Origin of the sequence: Bradyrhizobium sp. 172 (assembly GCF_023101065.1) — a bacterium.
Lineage (GTDB): Bacteria > Pseudomonadota > Alphaproteobacteria > Rhizobiales > Xanthobacteraceae > Bradyrhizobium > Bradyrhizobium canariense_D.
The window spans coordinates 7,390,887-7,415,074 of sequence record NZ_CP064701.1 but is presented as its reverse complement, the minus strand read 5'-3'; the positions used below and the strand labels follow the sequence as shown (position 1 = coordinate 7,415,074).

Here is a 24,188-nt window from a genome sequence, read left to right as displayed (position 1 = left end):
AGACCTTTGCCGCGGAGGGATTCTGGATTGCTTCGCTGCGCTCGCAATGACAGGTGCTGAAACCTACGACACGAATCGCATCATCTTCTCCAGCCGCGCGATCTTGCCGCCATAAGGCGGATAGAGGTCGGCGAGGCGGTTGAATTTCGAGCGGTAGAACACCGGCTTCAGCTTGCCGAACGTGCGAAAGCCCCATTCGCCGTGATAGGCGCCGGTGCCGGATGCGCCGACGCCGCCCATCGGCTGGTTGATTTGCGCGAAGTGGAACAGACAGTCGTTGACCGTGACGCCGCCGGAGACGGTGCGCGCCAGCACCTCGTCGCGCGCAACGCGGTCCTTGCCGAACCAGTACAACGCCAGCGGCCGGTCGCGGGCGTTGACGAAGGCGATGGCGTCGGCCGGGTCGCGATAGCCGAGCACGGGGAGCACGGGGCCGAAAATCTCCTCCTGCATGGCCGCCATGTCTTCGCTCGCGCCCACGATCAGCGTCGGCGGGAATTTGCGGTGCGCCTTCCAGTTGGGATCGTCCGGCTTCGCCGGCTGCAGGATCTTTGCGCCGCGACGTGCCGCATCGGAGACGAGATTTTCCAGCCGCGCATAATGCCGGTCGGAGATCACGGAGGTGTAGTCCTTGTTCGAGGGGTCGGTGCCGAACATGCGTCGCATCTGCGCGCGAACTTTTTCGGCAAAGGCCTGCAACGCGCGCTCGGGCACCAGCACATAGTCGGGCGCGATGCAGGTCTGCCCGGCATTGAGCAGCTTGCCGTAGGCGATGCGCTCGGCGGCCTCTTCGAGATCAGCCGAGGCGTCGATGATAACAGGCGACTTGCCGCCGAGCTCGAGCGTGACGGGCGTGAGGTTACGCCCCGCGGCCTCCGCCACCAGCCGCCCCACCCGGGTCGAGCCGGTGAACACGAGATGATCGAACGGCAGATGCGCGAAGGCCTTTGCGACCTCGTCTTCGATGCCGGTGACGAGCAATTCCGCAGCGTCGAACCGCTCGGCGACCGTCTCCTTCAGCAGCGATGAGAAGTGCGGCACAAGCTCGCTCGGCTTGATAATGACGCGGTTGCCGGCGGCGAGCGCGCCGATCGCGGGCGCGAGCGTCAGCTGCAGCGGATAATTCCAGGGCGCGATGATGCCGACGACGCCGAGCGGCTGCGGCATCAGCCGGTTGCGCGCGGGCAGGAATTGCAGCGCCGTCGAAACGCGCTGCGGCGCCATCCAGCTCTTGAGGTGCTTGGTGGCATGACGGATCTCGGAGAACACCATCATGGTCTCGGCGATATTGGTCTCGACCGCGCAGCGGTGACCGAAATCGGCCGAGATCGCCTGCCGGAAGCGCTCCTCGTTGTCGGCGACGACAGTGCGCAACCGCGCCAGGCGGTCGAGCCGCTCGGCGAGGCCAGGCGCCGGCTCGGCCCGCGACCGCTCGACCATGGCATGGAAGGCGTCTTCGAGGCCCCGAAGCGGGGCGCTCGGCGGGGGGCGATCTGAGGGGCGATCCAAGGCGTGGTCCATGGCGTTCTCCCCCATTAAGTGGCGTTTCCGCCTGGTTTTGTTGCCGCAAGCTGGCCCCTTGTGGAACTTCTGGCAAGGGCCGGCCAAATAGGCCGCAAATTCGTCCACCGCGCTGTCATAAAGTCGAAAAAAACGTTCTCGCAGCCCTTTCCAAAGGCACCCCGGGTTGGTACATACCGCCCGCACCCAACGGGCTTTGCCCGGGGTTGCCTTCCAAGGAAGCCTTCGGGACGGACGAAGCAAGCCACGCGAACAGCGCCGGCCCTTCATTCACCGTCCCCGGCGCTTTCACGAAGGCAAAGCAACGGTTAACGCGGGGTGGAGCAGCCCGGTAGCTCGTCAGGCTCATAACCTGAAGGTCATAGGTTCAAATCCTATCCCCGCAACCAACGATTCTTGCGAAAGCAAGGCACCCAAAACCCCGGCCTCCGAAAGGACGTCGGGGTTTTTCTTGTTCGCGGCAAACTGAAGGATCGCGGCCAGATCGCCGCGCAGCACAATCGCCAGCTCCGCCTCTTGAGGCACAAGCGTCACCTGATCGACCAAGGTGCGAAAGACTTCCGCCGCCTCGGCCTTCCCGTCCCCATTCTGCAGGCTCTCATAGAGCGCCGCGATCCGCTGGCGGTAGATCTCCGTCGTGTTCGGATGCAGGAGGGGCGGCGGCTCTTCCGCATTCGCAAGCTGATCCTTCAGCTCGGCCTTTCGGGCCTCGAGCCGCTTCATATCCTCAACGATGGCTTCGATCGGACCGCCAGCCTTGATAGCAGCCAGCAACTTTCCGAGTTCGCGCTCGATGCGCGGAAGCTCGTCTCGCATTGCTGCGAAGCCAGCTCCACGCTCAATCCGCAACCGGTTCACCTCGCGGGTGAACTCGTCGCAGAATTCCTTGAATAGCTCGGGCTCCATTAGATGGGTCTGCAAGCCGCTGAGCACCGAGGCCTCCAGCGCGTCCCGCCGAATATTCAGCCGGTTATCGCAGGTGCCTTTGTTCCGTGTCGTCGCGCAGCCCAGCAGATCTTTCGAGATCATGGTGTAGCCGCCGCCACAGCAGCCGCACTTCAAAAGGCCGGCAAACAGATGTTTTGGCCGCCGACGCTCGTTCAACGCATTCTCGCCAGGCTCAGATGTCTCATAGGCGAGGGATTGTTGGCGGGCCTTCGCCGCATTCCAGACTTCCTGGTCGATGATGCGCATCTCCGGTACCTCCTGAATCACCCACTCGGATTCAGGATTGAGGCGTGACACCCGTTTTCCAGTATCCGGGTCTTTCAGATAGCGTAGCCGATTCCAAACGAGGCGGCCGACATACAGTTCATTGTTGAGGATGCCGACGCCGCGCTTCGGGTTGCCATGGATTGTTGACGGCCCCCATTCGGCGCCCTGCGGCCCAGGCACGCCTTCCTTGTTCAACTCAAAGGCAATCGTGCGGGACGACTTGCCGGCAACGTAGTCTGCAAAGATACGGCACACGACGGCGGCTTCCGCCTCGTTGATCGTTCGATCGCCGCGGATCGGCTCGCCATTTGCCGTGAACTGCTTCACCACGTCATAGCCGAAGCACAGCCCGCCTCCGGACTTGCCGTCCTCGACGCGGCCGCGCAGCCCGCGGCGCGTCTTGTCGGCGAGGTCCTTCAAGAAGAGCGCGTTCATCGTGCCCTTGAGACCTACATGCAGATGCGTCACGTCACCTTCCGACAGCGTGACGATACGCACTCCGCTGAACGCCATACGCTTGAACAGTCCGGCGATATCCTCCTGATCGCGGCTTAGGCGATCCATCGCCTCTGCGAGCACGACGACAAATTTGCCGCGCATCGCATCGCTGATCAGTTCCTGAATGCCAGGACGCAACAGTGACGCGCCGGAGATTGCGCGATCGGTGTAGCTGTCGACGACTGTCCAGCCTTGCTTCTCGGCGTGCAGGCGGCACAACCGCAACTGGTCCTCGATGGAGGCGTCTCGCTGATTCTCTGATGAGTAGCGGGCGTAGAGCGCGACCTTCACGAGGCGACGTCCTTACTCCGGAGGGGGGGCTCGCGTCCGGCTATCAGTTTGGGCTCGAACGAAATCCCTTGCGGCCTGTCGCGCCAGCAGTCGGACCAGATTGACGAGGCGAGGATCGGGGTTCGATGAGGCGAGCGCCGCCGGTTCGCGGGTAGCGTCGGCGACCACGCAAAGCTTTTCGGCTGTCGTGCGTCTCGGTCGCGCCACGATCGCGTCCTTGTCCTCGCGCGGAAGATCCCGCTGCGCGACAATGATGCCAAGTGACGGCGTATTGGCAAGGCAAAGATGTGTTGTAAATCAATGCCTTGTGGCGCATATGAGCAAGTGCAGGCGAGGGGCAGAGTAGTGCCGGGGCACGGGTCGACCGTTCTCGTAGCAATAATATTTTTGTGATCGCCCCCCTTTGAACAGGGGAGTCTCATCACGGTGGCAACCCCCAGCAGCCTAAATGCCCGGGAGAGGCCGTCTCTATCTGCCGGGATCGTTAACAACTCGATCAGCCTTGTGCTCCAAAGAAAACGCGGCTATATATCTGGATATAGCACGGAGGCACGCCATGAGCAACAGTGCGCAGAAGAGAGCCCTCGAGAATTATCGGTCCCGCCTGACTAAGCGTGGCATCGCTCGGTTCGAGATCCAGGCGCTCGACGCTGACCGCGATCTACTCAGATCTCTCGCCCGAAAACTGACGGAGGAAAGTCCGGAAGCCGGGCAGCTTCGTCGAACCATACAGCAGGCAGTGGCTGGTGAGCCTCCGAAAGCGGGCGGCATTCTCGCCGCGCTACGTCGCTCACCTATGGTCGGTGCAGATCTCGACCTTAGCCGTTCGCGAGAAGAGGGGCGTAAGATCGAACTGTGACGCGCTACCTCCTTGATACCAATATCATCAGCAACGTCATAAGGCCGAAGCCGTCGGCCTTGCTGCTGGCTTGGATGGGGGCTCAGAAAGACGACGACCTCTTCATTACTTCCCTTACTGTCGCCGAAATCCGCCGTGGCATCTTAGAGAAACCGAAGGGCAAGAAGCGCAGCAGCCTTGAAACGTGGTTCGCCGGCTCCGAAGGTCCGCAAGCGCTGTTTGCTGGCCGCGTCCTATCGTTCGACGAGAAAGCTGCCCTCGTGTGGGCGCGGCTGATGGCCAACGGCAAAGCCAAAGGCCGTTCGCGAAGCGCGTTAGACACAATCATTGCTGCTGTAGCCGAAGCCAATGAGTGCGTGGTCGTGACCGACAATGAAAAGCATTTCGAGGACGTTCAGATTGTCAACCCGCTCCGTAGCTCTCGGAGCCAAGAGGTAGGCAGGTGACGATAGCTCGAGCGGTCCGGCCAATTCACTTCGAGGATTTCAGCGGCACCGAGTTCGAACGCCTCGTGTTCGCCTACCACCTTTGCGATGGCTGGACTGATCTCGCTTGGTTCGGCCAGACAGGAAGCGACCAAGGGCGTGACATCGTCGGCACACGTCCGTTCGACGACCAACCGGACGAGCGCACCGTTATTCAATGCGTCAATCGTGGCAGTCTCACCCAAGCGAAGGCGGAGAAGGATATGGCCGCCGCGGTGAATGCGGTGACCGGCAAACCTGACGCCTTCAAGTTCGTATGCCGTGGCAGTGTCTCGCCCCAGCGTCGCGACGATGTTCGTTCGGCGGCCGCCAAACTTGGTGTCCCTAAAGTAGCGATCTGGTCTGGCGCAGAATTCGAGTAGCATCTTCGGCTGCGAGCTGAATTTCTCCTGCGGCGCCTGGTCGACGGCATTCCGTTTCCGGACAGCGAAGGCGAGCTGCACAATTTCGTTGATAAGTTTCAGGACGTCGATGACGAGCAAGCCCTCGCAATGTTTGTGCGCGCCTTCGACCGGCCGGCGTTTCGGACGCCGTTTCAACAAGAGAGCAATCTACACGCTTTCCAGCAGGCCATCGACGACACCATCCGAGTGCTCAGCACAGGCATCTGGCAAACGCGAGAAGGCGTCGAAATCCATCGGCTCCCCTCGCTGCATCACATCCGCGATGTGGGCATCCGCAGCGCTCTGGAGCTGACGGTCCGTGAACTGGATCAGCTTCGCCGCCGATTGTAAGCGTAGCGCCGCGGCCCTTTAGATTGTCTGTGCGCGATCTTGGGAGCACCGTTAGAAGAGTCATCTTCTGCAAGGGTGCTCATAATGGACGATCATTCGGACGACATAAGACGACCATTGACACAGCGTATCGAAGTGTACGCCGGCGCAGGCCGTAAGCAGTGGCCGGATGATTTGAAGGCCCGGATTGTCGCGGAAAGCCTTGAGCCGGGCGCGGTTGTAACAGATATCGCACGCCGGCATGGCTGCCGGCCACAGCAGGTGCATGACTGGCGGCGCCGGGCGCGTTTAGGTCAACTGGTGCTGCCAGCTGCGGCGGGTGCACTGTCGTTTGTGCCGTTGGTGTCGGAATCGTCGCCATCGGCGGCTGCCGCGCCCTCCTCATCGCCGGAAGCAGCCGTTGTGACGGTTGAGCTCCAGGGGGCACGAGTTGAGGTGCGAGGGACGCTGGCCTTGCTGTGTTGAGTGATGTGTTCTTGGCGATTCGACGGACACGTTCATGTTGACGCCGCCCGCCAGCCTCATGATTTACGTTGCGACCCGACCTGTAGACTTCAGGAAGGGCGCGGATGGCCTGGCGCTGTTGGCGAAGGAGACGCTGGGCCACGATCCGATGAAGGGCGTGGCGGTGGTCTTCCGTGCGAAGCGCGCTGACCGGGTGAAGATGGTGGTCTGGGATGGCAGCGGCCTTGTGCTGTACTGGAAGCGGCTCGATGGCAGCGGCTTCAAATGGCCGCCGGTTGTTGACGGCGTCATGCAAATGAACGCGGCGCAGTTGTCGGCGCTTCTGGCCGGCATGGATTGGACACGCATGCATGCGCCTCGAATCCCGCAGCCGAAAGCGCTTGCGTAGGACATAAAATCTTCGCTGCATCGGGGCGCGAAGCATGGCAGACTCGGGCCAATGAGTGATTTGCCTGATGAACTGCCGAGCGATCCAGCCGAGTTGCGTGCCTTTGCCGCGGCTCTGCTGGATCGCTGCGCCAGGCTCGAGCGGTTGCTCAAGCTTGCAAAAGACGCGCAGTTCGGTCGATCGTCGGAAAAGCTTGACGCTGATCAGCTCCAGCTTATTCTGGACGATATTGATCAGGCTGTCGCGGCTCTCGAAGCAGCCGAGGACCGCGCCAATCCCAAAACACGCGAGAAGAGAGCTGCCGAGCGCAGGGCCAATCGTGGCAAGCTGCCGGAGCATTTGCCGCGCATCATCGAGGACCTGATGCCCGCTGCAACCTGCTGCCCATGCTGCGCAGGCGACCTTTTTGAGATCGGTCACGATGAGAGCCAGAGGCTGGACGTCGTACCGGCGCAGTATCGCGTTATCGTCACCCGCCGCCCCAAACTGGCCTGCCGCGCCTGTCACGGCGTCGTCCTCCAGCATGCTGCTCCCGAGCGATTGATCAGGGGAGGACTGCCGACCGAGCGGCTCGTCGCGCATGTGATCGATGCCAAGTATCATTGGCATTTGCCGCTTTACCGCCAGACGCAGATGCTGGCGACGCACGGTATTGCCATCGACCGTTCCACGCTCGCCTTCTGGGTCGGCTATGCGGCCCAGGAATTGAAGCCCTTGTGGCATCGTCTGCGCCAGCTTCTGCTCGCCTCTCCGAAGCTCTGTGTCGATGAGATCCCGGCGCCGGTGCTGGATCCCGGGCGCGGCAGGACCAAAACCGGCTACTTCTGGGCGCTGTCGCGCGATGACAGGCCTTGGGCCGGGCCTGATCCGCCCGGCGTGGTCTATGCCTATGCACCAGGCCGCGGCGCCGTTCATGGCTTGCGACTGCTCGAAGGCTATCGCGGCATCATCCACTGCGACGGCTATCAGGCTTACAAGACCATGATGCGAGAGACGCGTGCGGACGCCTTGTCCGGGACGCTCGCATTCTGCTGGTCGCATCTCCGGCGCCAGTTTGTGAAGATCGAGCGCGAGGCTTCGCCGGCGCCGGCGCCGGTTGCCCGCGAGGCCCTCGAGCGCATCGCCCAGCTCTACGCGGTCGAGAAAGTCCTCCGTGGCCGATCTGACGCCGAGCGCCGCGCGGGCCGGCAGGCGCATGCCCGGCCGTTGGCTGCAGCCTTGAAGCAGTGGTTTGAGGCGAAGCTTGGTCACCTCGCGCAGAAGAGTGAGACGGCGAAAGCTTTACGCTATGCACTGCGTCATTGGGACGGCTTGACGCTCTACCTTGATGACGGGCGCATCGAAATGGACACCAACGCAGTCGAGCGTGCGATGCGGCCGATCAAGCTCAATGCCAAGAACGCCCTGTTCGCCGGGTGTGACGAGGGTGCTGAGAATTGGGCATTGCTGGCGTCGCTCATTGAGACCTGTAAGCTCAACGGCGTCAGCGCCGAGTATTGGCTTGCCGACGTTCTGGCAAAGCTCGTCAATGGCTGGCCGGCGGCACGGCTGGACGAACTGCTTCCCTGGGCATCCACCTATACGATGCATGCACAAGATCCGAGGCTTGCGGCATGAGCCTCAGCACGACCGCGGTCCGGATCAAGGTGACCCTCGAGGACGTGAAACCGGAGGTGATGCGATGCCTTGTCGTGCCGCTCACGCTGCGCCTTGATCGGCTGCATCTGACGCTTCAGGCGGCGTTTGGCTGGACGAATAGCCATCTCTTCGAGTTTTTGGCTGGCGAAGGACGTTGGGGTATCCCTGATCCCGATGGAGATTTTGGCCCTCAGCCCATCGATGCTCGCAAGACGCGGCTCTCCAATATCGTTCACGAGACCGGCGCGAAGACGATCCATTATCTCTACGACTTCGGCGACAGCTGGGATCACGTGATCAAGCTCGAAAAGTGGTTCGACAACACGACAACGGAGGGACTTCCCCTCTTGCTCGAGGCCGCCGGCCGTTGTCCTCCGGAAGATGTCGGCGGTGCGTCAGGCTATACCGAATACCTCGACGCCATCCGCGACCCCACCCATCCGGAGCACGAACAAATGCGCCTCTGGGGCCCTGAGCAGTTTGATCCCAACGTCGTCGACCGGAAGGCGCTCGAGGCCGCCGTCAACGCATTGTCGGAAATATGGAAGCCGCGCCGGCGCACCACGCGTTCAAAATAGACGTCAAGCACCAATCAAATGGGCCTCAGAGCGACGCTTACCGCCGATTCAAAGCGCTGCTGCCCTCCGGAGAAATCAAGCCCTGCAGCTGCGGGAATCCCATTTGCCCAACCTTCATGCTTACCGAGGCAGCAACTCGCGAATGGACCAGGCACGCGATAGAGTGCTTGCAGCTTTCCGACGACCGTATCCCGCCTTCAAGGTCGTCCTAGAATGACGCCGCTCAGCGCAAAGATAGCCCGTCGCGACCAGATACCAACCTCGCGGAAGCGACCGCGGAACGGATTGCTGAGCAGCGCCAGGCCATCAGAAACAGGGCATACCGATAATCGGCCGCGTCGTGACTCACCGTGAGGCCCTCACTGTACGGAAGGCCGAACCCCATCGGTTGAAAGGTCGGTAGTTGAAGCCTTGGCGGTATTGCGCGCTCACCGCCACGAATGATTCCGGTGAGCGCACTCAGGAATTCGGTGCTGGCCCCATCGCTACTATCCCGGCAAGCAGCGTTGAGGAAGAATTGTCCGTCCCCGCGATATCGCCGTGGAAGGACTGTATCAACTGGCCGGCGGTTTAGAAATCAGAGCAAGGGCTCTCTGGAGATCATCAGCAACGAGCCGCGAAATTTCCTCCAGTCGCGCAAGGCCCGGCGTACGCTGCTGTATGGAAGGATCGTCCCATGCTAAGTCCAAACGGCAGTCCGGGGTCGATAGGATTTGGTCCATGCCGAAGCTTCGGAGGCGCGCCGCAGCCTGTGCGTCAGCTACTTGAGTGTCGGATTGGAATCCTGCCCTGAACAGTGTTACGAATTCTCGTAAATCGTCTCGTTGTAGGGGCTTCGTCTTTAAGGAGAAGCGCTTATCCGAGCGAAGGTTGTAAACCCAGATCCGTTCGACAGGACGATCCGATTTCAAGTTGCGCGGCTTGTCAAAGAATATGACGTTTGACTTGACGCCCTGAGCATAAAACAGCCCCGACGGGAGGCGAAGCAAGGCGTGAACTCGGCAGGATTCTAGAAGACGTCGCCGAACTGCAGATGCGGCTCCGGTTTCAAAGAGGACATTGTCAGGAACAACAACAGCCGCTCGACCACCCGGCTTCAGTAGTGCGAAGATGTGCTGCAAGAAATTCAGTTGCTTGTTGGCCGTCTGCACCCAAAAATCGGGACGGACAATCGTCAGTGTATCGTCATTCCGCGGTCCGCGGTGCTCTTGGGCGTAGGTTACACTCCCCTTGGTACCGAAGGGCGGATTGGTTAGGACGACATTGGCCTGGACTTTCGGCGGTTCTTTTAAACTGTCCTCGCACGCGATCGGCAGTTCGTCGTCGTCGTTGCCACCTACACCGTGAAGCAGAAGGTTCATCGTCGCGAGCCGCGCAACCTCCTCGACGAGTTCGACACCACGAATGGATTTGGTAGCTAGTTTGGTTCGCTGGTTGCGCGTCATTCGTGGATTTGTGCGATGCAGATAATCGTGCGCAGCTAGGAGGAAACCCGCGGTTCCACATGCTGGGTCGCAGACAATTTCACCGAGTTGTGGGTTGACGCATTCCACAATCGCTTCGATCAGCGGGCGTGGCGTGAAATATTGGCCCGCACCGCTTTTGGTGTCACGCGCGTTCTTCTCGAGAAGTCCCTCATAAGCATCGCCCTTCACATCGGTTGATAAGCCGGTCCACTCCGTCTGCCCGATGAGGTCCACGATTAGAAGGCGAAGCTTTGCTGGATCGCGAATTTTGTTTTTCGCGTTTCCAAAGATGAGGCCGAGCATGCCGCCATGCTTGCCTAGAGCGGCCAAAATGCGGGCGTATTGGTGATGCATCGCCTCCGCGTCGAGGCCGTCCAACGAGCGCCACCCATATTTCTTCGGAACAAGGCCACCTTCTTGCTCGTCTGCCATTTTCAGAAACAGCAGATACGTCAGTTGCTCAACGTAATCAGGGTACGAGAGGCCATCGTCTCGCAGAACGTTGCAGTACTGCCAGAGTTTTCGGATGAGAGCAGTTGCTCCCTCAGAACTTGCGCGGCTGTCTGTCATTGGGGCAATCTCAGTACAACGTCACGTACCCACCAGACATGTCTGAAGGATTCGACGTATACCCGCGCAGCAGACGAGTATTCTTCACGCTGATCCATGAAACTATGCAGGTCCCGAATGGAATCCTTAAAAGCCTCACTGGCCACAGGCATACCGTTGAAATCGGGTGGAGCCTCACGCTGGCCCCTTTCAACAGTGCGCTCGACGAGGTTGTACAGCGTCACGCGGGCATCTACGAACTTCGGCCAATTTAGATGCAGACCTAAACGGCTCGCGTCGATCTTGGCTTCGGCGATTGGATTGTTTCGATATTCTGGAGAAAGATCGATTTCACCATTCGGTTTGAACGATAGCAAGATCGGATCACCGGGATGGGTAGGATCGAGCAGCGCTGGGCATTCTAGGTTGATATTGTCTGTAGGGGCAGACGCTCGAACTCCCGCCGGAAGAAGTGGAAAGTGATCAGCTTTGCCGCCAACTATCCTCGTGCCTGGCGTACGCCGAGGTCGGTTCGCACGTTGGCAGCTGAGGCGCATGTTTCGCCAGTCGAAAGCAAGCCAATAGTAGCCGGGATGACCCCGATCCTCCTTCACCGCGAGTTTCGGCCGAAAGTGATCGATATCGTTGTCCGCACCCGGGGTCTTGCATTCGGTGTACCAACATTTGCCGAACGAGACCGTTTCGAATGCCTCCCGGAGCGCTGTCCAGCGCGCCTGATGGTTGTTGATTAGCGCGGCTCGGCGCTTCGGATCGGCCTCAGCCACGACTGCCTGCTGCGCGGCATTTAAGTCCGCCAACAGGTCACGGATATGGGGAACAATCGCCTCGAGGTTGATGAAACGCATCTCGCTCAATGCGCCCCACTCTCACGTCGAAGTTCGGCGACGATCCGCGCTGCGAGCTGCGCGCGTTGCTCACGTTGCTCCGGAGTTAATTCTACGGCTTGTCGCCACGCTGGATCTTCGTGTTCAGTCCATGCTTTCAGGAATTGGTGGTAGAGAGGATCTCTGATCGTTTGGTCAAAGCCGCGTCCCCGCAAGTCCTCCTTTAGGAGCCGCATTTCCTCCTCTTCCGCAGGCGTGAGTGCGGACTTCATCGCAAGGATACGTTGACGGTCGAGGTCTGCCTGTGTCTTTGGATCAAGCGTCGATCGCAGACGAAAGAGGTCGCTGGTCAGAATGGCCGCGACTCCCATTCCGCGCGGATCCTGATCGGGAAGCTCGGCAATGGCACGCCCGTGATCGTCTCGCCGAAATATTTGCACCTGTGCCCTCTCCAGGCCGGCGAAGACTAGCGGGTCATGTGTCGACATGACGATATGGCAGCTGTCCCGGCCGCGAATGAAGCGGTCCAAGAAAGTTAGATACTGGGTGCTCCAAGCCGGGTTGAGGTGGGTGTCGGGCTCGTCGAGTAGAAAGAGAGCTTCGTCGCGCGCGGTGAATTTCAGTAGACCGAGGACAAGGAGAAGTTGCTGCTCACCTTCGCTAAGATCGCGATAAGTAACCTCGCCACCGCCGGCGGCGGGCGTCATGCGAACGCGCGTTCGCACCTCACCTAATACCTTAGAGAGGTGTGTACTTTCAAGCGCGGTAAAAAATGCATACTGATTGCCGTAGGATTTATAGACCTCGGTCAGTGCTTCGGGTTGGGCTAGGAATAGGTACAGGTTCTCGACAGTGGGGTTTTTGGTGAGGTCAACGGCGATGCGCCGACCCATCCGGATCGGCAACATAGCCCTTTCGTAAAGACGGCTAAGAAATTCCTGAACCTCGCCGACGGCGTTCCAGAAACGTGGATCGCCGCCCTTGCGGTTCCATGGGGGGCGCTTGAGGGCGAACAGAACGCTATCGAGACCGTCAATCTGAAGCTGGTCGCGCAAAAAAGAACGGTCGTCATCCGATGCGATCGTCATTTCCATGAAGAACGCGATGAGTGCGAACTGACCGTGAAGAGTTTGCGCGTAAAATAGGCGTCGTAGACTGTTTGGATCAGCTAATTTCCTGCCTCGTTGAGCCGGGGCTTTGATAATCCAGCTATAATACCGCTCCCGGTGCTTCTCGAATATCGAGGCAAGCCTGTCACTCGGTCCGGAATAGTAGCCGAACACGAAAGCCGGCCGATAGATAGGGCGACCATCGGCATCTTCCGCCATGAAACGCTTGCGCGGTAGCTCGCTGTATTCTTGTTCTGAATGGTCCTTAGACCAGAACAGCGGATGTTGATCTGCCTGAGCGCGCACTTCGACGTCGTGATCGCGGCATCGGTATTTGATATGGTATGTGAACGGGGCTTCCTGATCCAGATCGAGATTGCGGAAGATCAGCGACAAGGCCTCGATCAAATTCGATTTACCCGCGCCGTTCTCGCCAACCAGCACGGTGTAAGAAGAGCTCTCGTCAAAATCAACCCGCAAGTCTCGGAGATTCTTGAATTCTCCGATGGTGACCTCGTCAAGGCGCATTAATCGCCTCCAACTCGGCATTTTCTATATCATGACCTATCTTGCGAATGGTCTGGCCAAGCTGCGTCCTCAGTGCGAGATAGAAGACTTCAACGTGCTCAGGCTGATCCCTATCGAAGCCTGCTTGGCTAAAAAGCTCAGGCAACGATAGAGGCCGACCGGCTTCGCGTAAGACCGCAGCCAGGTCCGAAGTTAAGGGAAGTTTCTGGCTCGGCGATGCTCGTTTGGTGGACATGGGAGTCTCTCCGCTTTCAACATCGGCTGGTCGGTATGTGGCCATGTCTCGCTGCGGTGGCCCAAGCCGCTCCAAGAGAGCTGTCGCTGGCTCGTCGGTGGGATCTTGGGGTGTAAGTTCTCCACCCACTGCTGCGGCGAGCAGCTCCTTCTCCATCTCGGGTAAGCGACTGAGCGATGTGTTGACCGCTTCAATCTGAAGCGCTGCACCGTCCAATCGGCTTCGGGCTTCATCTACAATACGCGCTTGCTCTTCGAGGGGCGGTAACGGGAACGGAAGAGCTGCGAAGCGCGAGGCTCCGAGGTGTTGAATACCGACTCCGCGAGCCGCCTGAGCGAAAATGCCAGATGCGCCGTAGTGCTGAAACACCAATAAAGCATACTCCGGCGTCACCGAGTGCGGCCTGAAGCGGATGACCGTATTTTGGAAGCAGCAGTTGTCAACTTCTCCCTTCCATAGTGCTGCCCGGCCAACCTGCGCTCCGCTTCCTGAGGCTTCGGTCAGGAGCACATCGTTGACCTGCAGCGCAAAAATTTCACGTTCCGCTGGGGTGAAATCCATTTCGAGCAGGTCGGTGAGATCTAGGCCGTGAGGCGTGATATTCGCGGCACGTACGTATTTTGTCGCGTGCCGGCCGGTGTGCTTGCCAGGCGAGCGTTGACGGCCGACCGTGACGTTGCCCACGTCGCCAACGTTCGCCCACCTCCAGTTGGACGGCAGCGGTCCCGCGGCCACTTCAATATCGTTCCCATCGCGTTCGGCATAGTTGAACAGGCTGGGTGGCTCTGCCTTCCGTCGGGGCTGCCGAGATGAAGTGCGCGATCGCTCCGGGCTCGCTTGCTCGTGGCTGCCAACCACCGATCTCTGCGGTGCGAGTTCGCCGGCAATAGCTGCCGCCATAGTCTCACGAACCTGCTCGTTGAGGTGGGCAAGAGCAGATTGCAGTCGATTTCTAGCCTCGCGGATCTCCGCGCGCCGCCGTTTAGTCACCTCTGCAATTCGGCGCTGCTCATTGAGAGGAGGCAGTGGGAACGCAAGCTCGGCGAAGCGAGAGGCACCCAAATGTTGTATTCCCACGCCACGTGCGACGCGTGCGAATACGCCTGACACACTAAAATGCTGGAATGCCACCATTGCATATTCGGGCAGAGCAAGGTGTGGTCTGAACCTAATGACCGTGTTTTGATAACAACAGTTTTCGATTTCGCCCCGCCAGAGGCCGGCTCGTCCGACCTGTGCAGCGCTTCCCGACGCCTCAGTCAGAAGAACGTCGCCGACGCGCAGCGCAAAGGTCGCACGTTCCGCAGCGGTGAAATCCATCTCTAGCAGATCTTTGAGATCGATGCCTTCGGGCGTGATGTTCGCGGCGCGCAAATATTTGGTTGCGTTCCGACCAGTGTGCTTGTCGGGTGAGCGCTGACGGCCAAGACGGACGGACCCCGCTTGATCGACGCGGACCATCAGCCATCCATTTGGCACTTCGCTGGCTTTCGGCACTAATCCTCGTCCACTCTTCCCAACGGGGTTCTATTCCGGCCTCGCTGGTGACCTCGCCGCGGGTTATAGCCAGACCCACAGGTGTCACCGGGGGAGCCTCCTTGCTACGTCCGGCTCCTAGCCGTACATTAATCGCTCTACAAGGATGAAGGCAATGGCTCGCCGGACTGCAGGAGTGAAAAGGCTGTCCCCCACACGAAGTGAGCGGCTGGAGGCCCGGATTTCTGCCGAGCAGAAGGACCTGTTCCTACGTGCGGCCGAGTTGCAAGGTCGCACGCTGACGGACTTTGTGATCGGCAGCGTCCACGATGCCGCTGTCCGTACTATTGAAGACATGCGGATGATTCGACTTACGGCGGAGGAAAGCCGCGCATTTGCCGAGGCTATCCTGCGGCCGCGAGAGCCATCGGCGCGTTTCAAAGCGGCTGCGCAACGCCACATTCGAAATCTGGATCACTAAGCTGTCCGACCGCAACCTCCGTGTCGATCCACTCAGCACCATCCATGATCGCTCGCGGTTTGATAGTCGCGTTGAATCGCTTGATCGATATCTTAAGGCTCACTCTGGTCACGGTGATCGGACACACTTAGCTTCCTGCTTCGTGCTATCCCGAGAGAGGCAGAAAGTTATTGGGTTTTATACCCTCGAGGCGACCTCTGTTTCTCTGGTGGATCTGCCCTTACCGATGGCCAAAAAGATTCCGGGCCATCCCTTGGTGCCTGCAATCTTGATGGCGCGTCTTGCCGTAGACTACAGCGTGCGTGGATGCGGCTTGGGAAGATTCATGTTGATAGATGCGCTCAGCCGAGCGCTGCTCAGCCAAAAATGCACTTATGCTTTGATAGTTGAGGCCAACAAAGATGCCTCAAGGAACTTTTACGAGGTGCATAATTTTCGGCGACTAGTGTCGTCTGGACGACAGCTTTTCCTGCCCCTGGCGGAGATCGCTAAACTGTTCACTTAGGCTGTGCAGCAGCGCCATCGTACGTGGGGGGCGGGAACGGTACGCAAACAGTCGCGTTGCTCGGCGTCATTCTCACCTACGCCGTCGAAGCCGGGATCATCGTGTCAAATCCAGCGCACTAGATTAGCAAACCGCAACCGCCGTTTGACCGAAGTCGAGTATCGCATTCTGGGTAGAATCTTACGTAAGGCCGCCTGGATGAGAGATACGGCGCCATGGCCGACGACGATTGCGATACTTGTCCACAGCACTCGGCAACGGGCCAGCTCGATTTCGCTGCGTGAGAGTGGCCATTCTCTAACCCTCTCCACCAGCTTCTGTCGGAACAGGCCCGATGGCCGGATCAACAAGAGCAGCAGCGCCACGACGTAGGCCGCCAGATCCTCAATAATCTCTTCGAACGTTCTCTCCTGAGTGGCCCAGTACGCTTTCCTCTTCCAGCGAAGCAAGATAGGCCTGCCCCTCTTCCGTTATGATCCACTCGCCGGACTCACGCGCGACCAGCTTCTGTCCGGAAATATCGAGATCTCGCGCCCCGCTTTGCCAATCGCCTCATACGAGCCGTCCACTCCGGACCGCTGGTGTAGAGCACCGCTAGTGGTCTGATTCATTCGGACGATTCCCAAATCGACCGAAGCAGTTCAAGCTCTGGGCATGAGAGCAGGAACTGTCGTAAAGGTCACCCGGGCGGACCGCCATCGGCTTGAGGCGATCGTCTCGGATCGCAGCGCACCTCAGAAGCATGTGTGGCGGGCCAACATCATTCTTGCCACTGCCGACGGCTGTGGCACCGCCGAGATCATGCGCCGCTCGGGCAAATCCAAGCCCGTGGTGTGGAGATGGCAGGCCCGGTTCATGGCGGAGGGTGTCGAAGGGCTAACGCGCGACAAGACGCGAAAGCCCGTCAAACCACCGCTGCCGACGGGCACCGTGCAGAGAGTGGTCGACCTGGCGCTCGGGCCGCCGCCGGGAGAAACAACCCACTGGACCGGCCGGATGCTGGCGAAAGCCGCAGGGGTGAGCCTGCGTTCGGTGCAGCGTATCCTCGAAGCCCACCAACTCGCGCCGCATCGCATCCGTACGTTCAAGCTGTCGAACGACCCGAAGTTCGCCGAGAAACTCAAGGACGTCGTCGGCCTCTATGTCGATCCTCCCGCCCATGCGGTCGTCCTCTCAGTCGACGAAAAGAGCCAGATTCAGACGCTCGACCGCACCCAGCCAGGGTTGCCGATGAAGCCGGGCCGTGCCGGCACGATGACCCACGACTACAAACGTCACGGCACCACCACGCTGTTCGCTGCCCTCAACATCCTCGACGGCACCGTCATCGGCCGCAAATGCAGCGTCATCGCCACCAGGAGTTCATTCGCTTCCTCAACACGATCGAGGAGCAGGTCCCGGCAGGGAAAGTAATCCACGCCATCGTCGACAACTATGCGACCCACAAGCATCCGAGGGTACGCCAATGGCTGGCTCGGCATCCCCGCTGGACGTTCCACTTCACCCCGACCTCTGCATCCTGGCTCAATGCGGTCGAAGGCTTCTTCGCCAAGCTCACGCGCCGTCGCCTCAAGCGAGGCGTGTTCCGATCCGTCGTTGACCTGCAAGTCGCCATCAACCGCTTCGTCGCCGAGACAAACGCCGATCCCAAACCCTTCGTATGGACCGCCGATCCAAAGCGCGTCCTCGCCGCTGTCAAACGCGGGAAACAAGCGTTAGAGTCGCTCCACTAGGTAATCCTTCAGGACACCGAGAGTGGCTCGACCATCCGGTTGGCCGGCGAGAATTTTAAGTATTGAGAGCTGAAAACGAAATAACATGAACGTCGCACATCGGCACAAGCCGGACCCCGCGCTCGGCTTTCAAAACAAAAAACCCGATTAATGCTATTGTGCGGATCGTCCCGCAATTCGGCGCAAGCTTATCCCGAATCGCATGCTGGGGAAGTGCCCCAAACGCTAGCTCACGTCCAGTCCTTTCGACGCACTACAAACTACAAATTTTGTTCTATCCCACGCGTCTAGTTCACCCACTGGGTATAAGACGGCTTTGCCGATCTTGACGCATGCGGTCCGATTCGCATTGCGCGTCAATTCCGCAGCGTGCCCACTGTGACCTCGCCACGGTACCGTGCAAACACTTCCTCGGGGGTAAGGGATTTGGCGTCCGACATTTGCATTCTCCATCACTCCGGCGCCGGAGACGTCACGGTCGAGATGGCTGAGATGTTGACAGCCAGAATGACGGAAGAGAACGGGATCCTCGATGGCCCCGCGTAGCTCGCGTCAAACGCGGACGAGTTAGCGCGCCGACTTTCGTTGATAGTCGCAGGATGGCGTGACGGATCGTAGTAAAAATACTTGCGCCTCTAGGCCGCAGGTACACGAGGTATCGATGGCTGCGGGCAGCCTCCATGCCGGACCTGAAAACAAAAAGAAATCCGAATGCTATCGAGCCAGCCGCTCCAAATCTGGTCGGCGTTCACGATTTTGCCCGGAGAAAAACACTCCTACTACGTACCTTAACTTCGGGTCCGTCTCATCTAGATTCAGCTTGAGCTTGTCTTGGTATGCGCCAATCCGCTTTTTTGCTCGCTTAATGACATCGCCGAAGTGAAGCAGCTCAAAATAGGTCTCGCCCAATGGCTGCCGAGTACGAGGGTCCAAAAGGGGGCTCGATTGAAACCATCCCAGGCCGACTGAAAACGGAGTCCGAGTTCCGCTCAATCGCAACGAATTGACAGTGTCGCCGATGAGATATCCGTAAAATTTCCTTAGCCGCCCCTGACTTGGCCGCAAGTAAATGCGCGTACTCTGAAAGGTCGCCGACATGTTCGTCCATCGATACTCCCGGCGCCTTGAACTCGACGATAATGGCGGAGCCCTCTTTACTGAATAGAGCAATGTCTGGCCGCTTGCCGCCATTGTCGTCTGCGCGCTTGGCAAGCAGCTTTTGAAATTCCTGATCGATGTCATTTTCGAAAACACTTTCGCTGTCATTCCAACGGATGCTCGCTAACGGAACGTCTGACGCGATGTAATCGTAGTAATGGTATTCCTCACTCAGAAGCCAAATGTCGTGATCAGCGACCTCATCCTCGTGCTTGCGGATCAGGAACGAGTCGATCGCGTTTGAGATCAGTTCCTCGAAAACAACATACGGGTTCGAGCTAATCTTCGTATTCTTGATGCTGCCCCTGATATCGAGCGTCATTCTCGTTTCAATCGCTGACGTGGTGATTTCTGAAGGATCGTTCTGACGGTGTGCGGGACATCAAGTCAAGCTGCCGTATGGAAATGGTGGTAGTACCCGCAAGCTGAGACCCAATTTTCCGTTCGCCTCGTTTGCGGTGCACTAAACTTTCCGAGCAGATCCATCGGGTTACGCGACCTGGTGCTCCGAAGACATTCTGGATGCCGGGGGGGGAAGACCCTTGAGGGGAAAGCCTTCCCCTGCGCCCGAGCCTTTGGTCTCGGCCGACCCCTTCTGCGGGGAGACCCCGCAATGCCCCCATTAGAGTGAGAGGGCGGCCGGGCTTCGCTGTGACGGGTTGAAGAACGGAGGAGAGGCCTCCGGCGCCTGTCATGGAGATGACCCATGACCCAAGTCGAAGTTCTGAGCGCTGGCCGCGACCGCATCGGCGGCTATAAGGTGGACGTGACCCGCGGCGAGCGCGTCGGCCGAGTATCGTCGGAATGGTTCTCGCGGCCAGCGGACGAGCGCTATCTCTCCCTGTCGGACCTTTATGCCGCGGTGCGTAGACGGACCGAGCGTAGCCGGACCCGAACGGTCGAGAGCGCTGCGATACGGGTTGAGGCCGGCCGCGACGATGCCGAGCGCCTGGCTCTGCTGCTGCCCGGCTCCGTTGGATCGGCGAGCACGCTCCAGCTCGCTTGCCAGTCGCATCAACCAGCGCGCTTCCCGTTTCAGCCTCGCCGGCGCCTCGCACCGTGCGCGGCTATCTCGCCCGGCCGGCCGGCCGCCCAGCCGGCCAAGGCGTCGGTTGCCGACCCCGAAGCGGTTGATCTTGTCTACGAGACGATCGATTGGACGCCGCCCGAGGGCGCGCGCCTCAGCGATGCCATCTACGAAGAATACCGGCTCCAATCGATCTGGATCCCCGGCGCGCAGGCGCACCCGACCAAGCTGGTGCAGTCGGCCGCGATGGCCTCGGTCGCGCCGCCGAAGCCGAGCTACAGGCCCCGGCTGCCGGCCAACCTCGTCAGCGGCGGCGTCCTCTCAGATGCCCAGCTTGAGACGGTCATCTATGCCGGCGAGGCGCATGGTAACTATCTCGCCGGCGCCTGGACGGTTGACGAGACCTTCGATCTCGTCACGGCCGCCCGCGACGACGCACCGAACGCCGTCCATTTCCGTCGAGGCTTCATGCTCGGCGATGGGACCGGCGCCGGCAAGGGGCGTCAGTCCGCCGGCATCATTCTCGACAACTGGCTGCAGGGCCGGCGCAAGGCGGTCTGGATATCGAAGTCCGACAAGCTGCTCGAGGACGCGCAGCGCGACTGGTCGGCGCTCGGCATGGAGCGCCTGCTCGTCACGCCGCTCTCGCGCTTCCCTCAAGGGCGCGAGATCCGGTTGGCCGAAGGCGTCCTATTTTTAACCTACGCTACGCTGCGGTCCGACGACCGCGGCGAGAAGCTTTCGCGCGTCCGGCAGATTGTTCAATGGTTGGGCTCCGACTTCAACGGCGTCATCATTTTCGACGAGAGCCATGCCATGCAGAATGCCGGTGGCGGCAAGGGCGAGCGGGGCGATGCCGCGCCCTCGCAGCAGGGGCGTGCGGGCTTGCGCCTTCAGCATGCGTTGCCCAATGCCCGCGTCGTTTATGTCTCGGCGACCGGCGCCACCACGGTCCATAATCTCGCCTACGCCCAGCGCCTTGGGCTCTGGGGCGGCGAGGATTTTCCGTTCGCCACGCGCGCCGAGTTCGTCGAGGCGATCGAGGAGGGCGGCGTCGCGGCGATGGAGGTGCTCTCCCGCGACCTTCGCTCACTCGGCCTCTACACCGCCCGCTCGCTTTCCTACGACGGCGTCGAATACGAGCTCGTCGAGCACCAGCTCACCGACGAGCAGCGGCGCATCTACGACGCCTACGCCGGTGCCTTCAGCGTCATCCACAATCACCTCGACGCGGCGATGCAGGCCACCAACATCACCGGCGAGACTGGCACGCTCAATCGTCAGGCGAAGTCGGCCGCGCGCTCAGCCTTCGAGTCCGCCAAGCAGCGCTTCTTCGGCCATCTGCTCACCAGCATGAAGACGCCGACCCTGGTCCGCTCGATCGAGCGGGATCTGGCCGAGGGCCATGCCGCCGTCATCCAGATCGTGTCGACTGGCGAGGCGCTGATGGAGCGGCGGCTCGCCGAAATCCCGACCGAGGAATGGAACGACGTGCGCGTGGACATCACGCCGCGCGAGTACGTGCTGGACTACCTCGCCCATTCCTTCCCGGTGCAGCTCTATGAGCCCTTTACCGACGCCGACGGCAATCTCTCGTCCCGGCCCGTCTTCCGCGACGGCCAGCCGGTCGAGAGCCGCGATGCCGTCGCCCGCCGCAATGAGCTGATCGAGCGGCTCGCTTCGCTTCCGCCTGTTCCCGGCGCGCTCGACCAGATCGTGCAGCGTTTCGGCACGGACCTCGTGGCGGAAGTGACCGGCCGATCGCGGCGCGTGGTGCGCAAGGGTGGCCGCCTTGCCGTCGAGAACCGTGCCGCCTCCGCCAATCTCGCAGAGACCGCCGCCTTTATGGATGACAAAAAGCGCGTGCTTGTCTTCTCGGACGCCGGCGGCACCGGGCGCAGCTATCACGCCGAGTTGTCGGCGCGGAATCGGCGGCTGCGCGTACACTATCTGCTCGAACCCGGCTGGAAGGCCGACGCCGCCATCCAGGGTCTCGGTCGAACGAACCGCACCAACCAGGCGCAGCCACCGCTCTTCCGCCCGATCGCGACCGACGTGAAGGCCGAAAAGCGCTTCCTCTCGACCATCGCTCGCCGCCTCGACACGCTGGGGGCGATCACGCGCGGCCAGCGCCAGACCGGCGGCCAGGGTCTGTTCCGACCTGAGGACAATCTGGAAAGCCACTATGCCCGAGACGCGCTGCGCCAGCTCTATCTGCTGCTCGTGCGCGGCAAGGTCGATGGCTGCTCGCTCCAGATGTTCGAGGACGCCACGGGCTTGAAGCTCATGGACGCGAACGGCATCAGGGACGACCTGCCGCCAATCACGACGTTCCTGAACCGCCTGCTCGCGCTCACCATCGACCTGCAAGGTGTGCTGTTCACGACCTTCGAGCAGTTGCTCAACGCCAGGGTCGAGGGCGCCATCGCCAGTGGCGTCTACGATGTTGGCCTCGAGACACTGCAGGCCGAGAGCTTCGTCGTCACCGACCGCCGTTCGATCTACACGCATCCTGCGACCGGCGCGGAAACCCGGCTGCTCACGATCACCGAACGCCGGCACAATCGCCCCGTGACGCTGGATCAAGCGCTCGATTATCTCGCCGACCCGCGCGCGGTGCTGCTGGTCAACGAGCGCTCGGGCCGCGCCGCGGTGCAAATTCCGGCGCCGAGCCTTATGCTCGATCACGGCGAGATCGAACGCCGCGTGCGGCTGGTCCGGCCCATGGAACACCATCATGCTTCGCTGAAGATGATGGACGAGAGCCACTGGCAGCCGGTGGAGCGCGAGGTTTTCGCCGCAGCATGGAACGGCGAAGTCGCCGACGTGCCAGAGTTCGCCGAGAGCACCCTCAACATCGTCGCCGGCCTGCTGTTGCCGATCTGGAAGCGGCTTCCAAACGAGTCGACCCGGGTTTATCGGCTTCAGACCGACGATGGCGAACGGATCATCGGCCGCAGGGTCTCGCCGGCGTGGGCGGCGAATGCGTCGGTGACCGGGGCCACCAACTTGACTCCGGACGCGGCCTTTGCGGCGCTGATGGAGCGGCGGACCGTCCTCGATTTGGCCGAGAGCCTGCAGCTCCGTCGCGTCCGCGTGATGGGCGCCCACCGCATCGAGCTATCCGGTTTCACGGACACGATGCGTGACCGGCTGCGCGCCTACGGCTTCTTCAGCGAGATCATCTCGTGGAAGCTGCGCATGTTCGTGCCATCAGATGCGACCGGCGCCGCCGTGTTGGCGAAGGTGCTCGACCGCTATCCGATCGCGCACATCGGCGAGCGGGAGGCCGCCTGATGGGCCGTTACGACGCTGCCGAGCTGGCCCGCCGTCTCGCGCGTGACGCCGAGGCGGTGTGCCGCCACTATCTCTCCGCAGGACGACGACAAGGCGGCTACTGGCTTGTCGGCGATGTGCGCAACAGCCCCGGCCGCTCGATGTTCGTGCGGCTCAAGGAGTCTGCAAAGGGACGAGCTGGCAAGTTTACTGACGCCGCGACCGGCGAGCATGGTGATCTGCTCGACGTGATCCGAGAAAGCTGCGGCCTGGTCGACTTCAAGGACGTCGCCGACGAAGCCCGCTCCTTCCTCAGCATGCCGCGTCCCGAACCGGAGCCCGAGGTGAACCGCGCCCGGTCCCCGAAATCGACCGTACCAACGGGATCGCCCGAGGCCGCACGACGACTCGTCGCCATGTCGAATCCGATCGGGCGCACACTCGTGGAAACGTACCTCCGCAATCGCGGCATTACGGCTTTGCACGACACGGCAAGCCTGCGCTTTCACCCGCGCTGCTACTATCGACCCGACGACCATAGCCTGACCGAGACCTGGCCGGCGATGATCGCCGCCGTCACCGATCTCTCCGGCCATCTGACCGGCGCGCATCGCACCTGGCTCGACCCGGACGGCTTCAGCGAGACAACGCTTGGCAAGGCGCCGATCGACACGCCGAGACGGGCGATGGGCAATCTCCTCGGTCACGCTGTTCGATTTGGCGTAGCAGGCGAGGTTATGGCGGCCGGCGAGGGCATCGAGACGATGCTCTCGCTCAGGTGCGTCTTGCCGACCATGCCAATGCTCGCGGCGCTCTCGGCCGCGCATCTTGCCGCCATGCTCTTCCCGAACACGCTCCGCCGGCTCTACATCGCCCGCGACGACGATCCTGCCGGTGACGGCGCCATGGCGACCTTGATCGACCGTACGCAGGAGGCCGGGATCGAGGCGATCGTGATCTCGCCACGGCTTGGCGATTTCAATGAGGATCTACGACTGCTCGGGATCGATGCGCTTCGGGCTGCAAGCCGCGTGCAGATCGCGGCCCAGGATGTCGCCCGCTTCATGAAGCTGGCGGCATAGCCGGAAACGGGATGAGAGCGCGGTGCAGCCCGTCCTCACCGCGAGT

Annotated in this window: 18 protein-coding genes, 1 tRNA gene and 5 pseudogenes; 16 read left to right on the top strand and 8 right to left on the bottom strand. The window is 60.8% G+C overall.

What is annotated here, in order from left to right; all coding sequences use genetic code 11:
- Positions 1-63 precede the first annotated feature (63 nt).
- Positions 64-1,521: a coniferyl aldehyde dehydrogenase gene (locus IVB07_RS35230; RefSeq protein WP_026233398.1), complete on the bottom strand. Its 1,458-nt coding sequence runs from the start codon at positions 1,519-1,521 to the stop codon at positions 64-66.
- A gap of 312 nt (positions 1,522-1,833) precedes the next feature.
- Between IVB07_RS35230 and IVB07_RS35225 the strand changes: the two genes are divergently transcribed.
- Both IVB07_RS35225 and IVB07_RS40860 read left to right on the top strand, forming a co-directional pair.
- Positions 1,834-1,910: transfer RNA gene (locus tag IVB07_RS35225), tRNA-Met, on the top strand.
- A gap of 7 nt (positions 1,911-1,917) precedes the next feature.
- Positions 1,918-2,415: a hypothetical protein gene (locus tag IVB07_RS40860; protein WP_026233397.1), complete on the top strand. Its 498-nt coding sequence runs from the start codon at positions 1,918-1,920 to the stop codon at positions 2,413-2,415.
- Positions 2,416-2,451: 36 nt separating this feature from the next.
- Here the strand turns inward: IVB07_RS40860 and IVB07_RS40855 are convergent.
- Positions 2,452-3,525, bottom strand: a pseudogene (locus tag IVB07_RS40855) (recombinase family protein); the annotation flags it as partial.
- A 556-nt stretch (positions 3,526-4,081) separates the two neighbouring features.
- Here IVB07_RS40855 and IVB07_RS35215 point away from each other — a divergent pair.
- From IVB07_RS35215 to IVB07_RS35180, 8 genes are all read left to right on the top strand, one after another.
- Positions 4,082-4,384, top strand: coding sequence for a hypothetical protein (locus tag IVB07_RS35215; RefSeq protein ID WP_026233395.1), 303 nt, complete (start codon positions 4,082-4,084; stop codon positions 4,382-4,384).
- The gene (locus tag IVB07_RS35210) at positions 4,381-4,830 is read left to right on the top strand and encodes a type II toxin-antitoxin system VapC family toxin (RefSeq protein WP_018457557.1); all 450 of its coding nucleotides are present in this window, start codon (positions 4,381-4,383) and stop codon (positions 4,828-4,830) included. Before IVB07_RS35215 ends, IVB07_RS35210 begins: the two co-directional genes overlap by 4 nt.
- Entirely contained in the window at positions 4,827-5,231 is a 405-nt protein-coding gene (locus tag IVB07_RS35205) for a restriction endonuclease (RefSeq protein ID WP_018457556.1), read from the top strand. Before IVB07_RS35210 ends, IVB07_RS35205 begins: the two co-directional genes overlap by 4 nt.
- Before the next feature lie 129 nt (positions 5,232-5,360).
- Positions 5,361-5,603 (top strand): hypothetical protein, encoded by a 243-nt coding sequence (locus IVB07_RS35200; RefSeq protein ID WP_018457555.1) that lies wholly within the window; start codon positions 5,361-5,363, stop codon positions 5,601-5,603.
- A gap of 84 nt (positions 5,604-5,687) precedes the next feature.
- Positions 5,688-6,068 (top strand): transposase, encoded by a 381-nt coding sequence (locus IVB07_RS35195; protein WP_247296276.1) that lies wholly within the window; start codon positions 5,688-5,690, stop codon positions 6,066-6,068.
- A 58-nt stretch (positions 6,069-6,126) separates the two neighbouring features.
- Positions 6,127-6,456 (top strand): IS66 family insertion sequence element accessory protein TnpB, encoded by a 330-nt coding sequence (gene tnpB / locus IVB07_RS35190; protein WP_247442997.1) that lies wholly within the window; start codon positions 6,127-6,129, stop codon positions 6,454-6,456.
- A gap of 51 nt (positions 6,457-6,507) precedes the next feature.
- Positions 6,508-8,073, top strand: a complete 1,566-nt coding sequence (locus IVB07_RS35185) for an IS66 family transposase (protein ID WP_247384564.1) — start codon at positions 6,508-6,510, stop codon at positions 8,071-8,073.
- A complete protein-coding gene (locus IVB07_RS35180) occupies positions 8,070-8,672 on the top strand; it encodes a plasmid pRiA4b ORF-3 family protein (protein WP_247384563.1) in 603 nt (200 codons plus the stop codon). Before IVB07_RS35185 ends, IVB07_RS35180 begins: the two co-directional genes overlap by 4 nt.
- A gap of 554 nt (positions 8,673-9,226) precedes the next feature.
- Here IVB07_RS35180 and IVB07_RS35175 read toward each other — a convergent pair.
- From IVB07_RS35175 to IVB07_RS35160, 4 genes are read right to left on the bottom strand one after another with little or no spacing between them, the layout of a single operon-like run.
- Complete coding sequence (locus tag IVB07_RS35175) at positions 9,227-10,708, bottom strand: class I SAM-dependent DNA methyltransferase (protein ID WP_018457258.1); 1,482 nt, start codon at positions 10,706-10,708, stop codon at positions 9,227-9,229.
- Complete coding sequence (locus IVB07_RS35170) at positions 10,705-11,553, bottom strand: hypothetical protein (RefSeq protein ID WP_245288461.1); 849 nt, start codon at positions 11,551-11,553, stop codon at positions 10,705-10,707. The genes IVB07_RS35175 and IVB07_RS35170 overlap by 4 nt, the downstream gene beginning before the upstream one ends.
- Before the next feature lie 5 nt (positions 11,554-11,558).
- Positions 11,559-13,169: an AAA family ATPase gene (locus tag IVB07_RS35165; RefSeq protein ID WP_018457256.1), complete on the bottom strand. Its 1,611-nt coding sequence runs from the start codon at positions 13,167-13,169 to the stop codon at positions 11,559-11,561.
- Positions 13,159-14,865 (bottom strand): restriction endonuclease subunit S, encoded by a 1,707-nt coding sequence (locus tag IVB07_RS35160; RefSeq protein ID WP_018457255.1) that lies wholly within the window; start codon positions 14,863-14,865, stop codon positions 13,159-13,161. Before IVB07_RS35160 ends, IVB07_RS35165 begins: the two co-directional genes overlap by 11 nt.
- A gap of 211 nt (positions 14,866-15,076) precedes the next feature.
- Between IVB07_RS35160 and IVB07_RS35155 the strand changes: the two genes are divergently transcribed.
- The 4 genes and pseudogenes from IVB07_RS35155 to IVB07_RS35140 all read left to right on the top strand — a co-directional run bounded on the left by IVB07_RS35155 (position 15,077) and on the right by IVB07_RS35140 (position 17,599).
- Entirely contained in the window at positions 15,077-15,361 is a 285-nt protein-coding gene (locus IVB07_RS35155; RefSeq protein WP_026233334.1) for a DUF1778 domain-containing protein, read from the top strand.
- Positions 15,276-15,866 (top strand): GNAT family N-acetyltransferase, encoded by a 591-nt coding sequence (locus IVB07_RS40550; RefSeq protein ID WP_083926471.1) that lies wholly within the window; start codon positions 15,276-15,278, stop codon positions 15,864-15,866. Before IVB07_RS35155 ends, IVB07_RS40550 begins: the two co-directional genes overlap by 86 nt.
- Positions 15,867-15,883: 17 nt before the next feature.
- Positions 15,884-16,061 (top strand): annotated as a pseudogene (locus IVB07_RS35145) (integrase); the annotation flags it as partial.
- Positions 16,062-16,520: 459 nt separating this feature from the next.
- Positions 16,521-17,599: pseudogene (locus IVB07_RS35140) on the top strand (IS630 family transposase).
- A gap of 225 nt (positions 17,600-17,824) precedes the next feature.
- Here IVB07_RS35140 and IVB07_RS35135 read toward each other — a convergent pair.
- Both IVB07_RS35135 and IVB07_RS35130 read right to left on the bottom strand, forming a co-directional pair.
- Positions 17,825-18,039, bottom strand: a pseudogene (locus IVB07_RS35135) (DNA-binding protein).
- Positions 18,040-18,488: 449 nt separating this feature from the next.
- Positions 18,489-19,079, bottom strand: a complete 591-nt coding sequence (locus IVB07_RS35130) for a hypothetical protein (protein ID WP_018457251.1) — start codon at positions 19,077-19,079, stop codon at positions 18,489-18,491.
- 647 nt (positions 19,080-19,726) lie between these two features.
- Between IVB07_RS35130 and IVB07_RS35125 the strand changes: the two are divergent.
- Both IVB07_RS35125 and IVB07_RS35120 read left to right on the top strand, forming a co-directional pair.
- Positions 19,727-23,081 (top strand): annotated as a pseudogene (locus tag IVB07_RS35125) (strawberry notch-like NTP hydrolase domain-containing protein); the annotation flags it as partial.
- Complete coding sequence (locus IVB07_RS35120) at positions 23,081-24,142, top strand: toprim domain-containing protein (protein WP_018457249.1); 1,062 nt, start codon at positions 23,081-23,083, stop codon at positions 24,140-24,142. The pseudogene IVB07_RS35125 and the gene IVB07_RS35120, both read left to right, overlap by 1 nt.
- Positions 24,143-24,188: the final 46 nt, after the last annotated feature.

Bases quoted from the DNA above. Each gene is read 5' to 3' on its own strand.
- IVB07_RS35180 (WP_247384563.1), top strand. From the start codon at position 8,070: ATGAGCCTCAGCACGACCGCGGTCCGGATCAAGGTGACCCTCGAGGAC.
- IVB07_RS35160 (WP_018457255.1), bottom strand. From the start codon at position 14,865: ATGGTCCGCGTCGATCAAGCGGGGTCCGTCCGTCTTGGCCGTCAGCGC.
- IVB07_RS35185 (WP_247384564.1), top strand. From the start codon at position 6,508: ATGAGTGATTTGCCTGATGAACTGCCGAGCGATCCAGCCGAGTTGCGT.
- IVB07_RS35120 (WP_018457249.1), top strand. From the start codon at position 23,081: ATGGGCCGTTACGACGCTGCCGAGCTGGCCCGCCGTCTCGCGCGTGAC.
- IVB07_RS35200 (WP_018457555.1), top strand. From the start codon at position 5,361: ATGTTTGTGCGCGCCTTCGACCGGCCGGCGTTTCGGACGCCGTTTCAA.
- IVB07_RS35130 (WP_018457251.1), bottom strand. From the start codon at position 19,079: ATGACGCTCGATATCAGGGGCAGCATCAAGAATACGAAGATTAGCTCG.
- IVB07_RS35215 (WP_026233395.1), top strand. From the start codon at position 4,082: ATGAGCAACAGTGCGCAGAAGAGAGCCCTCGAGAATTATCGGTCCCGC.
- IVB07_RS35195 (WP_247296276.1), top strand. From the start codon at position 5,688: ATGGACGATCATTCGGACGACATAAGACGACCATTGACACAGCGTATC.
- IVB07_RS35165 (WP_018457256.1), bottom strand. From the start codon at position 13,169: ATGCGCCTTGACGAGGTCACCATCGGAGAATTCAAGAATCTCCGAGAC.
- IVB07_RS35170 (WP_245288461.1), bottom strand. From the start codon at position 11,553: ATGCGTTTCATCAACCTCGAGGCGATTGTTCCCCATATCCGTGACCTG.
- tnpB (WP_247442997.1), top strand. From the start codon at position 6,127: ATGATTTACGTTGCGACCCGACCTGTAGACTTCAGGAAGGGCGCGGAT.
- IVB07_RS35230 (WP_026233398.1), bottom strand. From the start codon at position 1,521: ATGGACCACGCCTTGGATCGCCCCTCAGATCGCCCCCCGCCGAGCGCC.
- IVB07_RS35175 (WP_018457258.1), bottom strand. From the start codon at position 10,708: ATGACAGACAGCCGCGCAAGTTCTGAGGGAGCAACTGCTCTCATCCGA.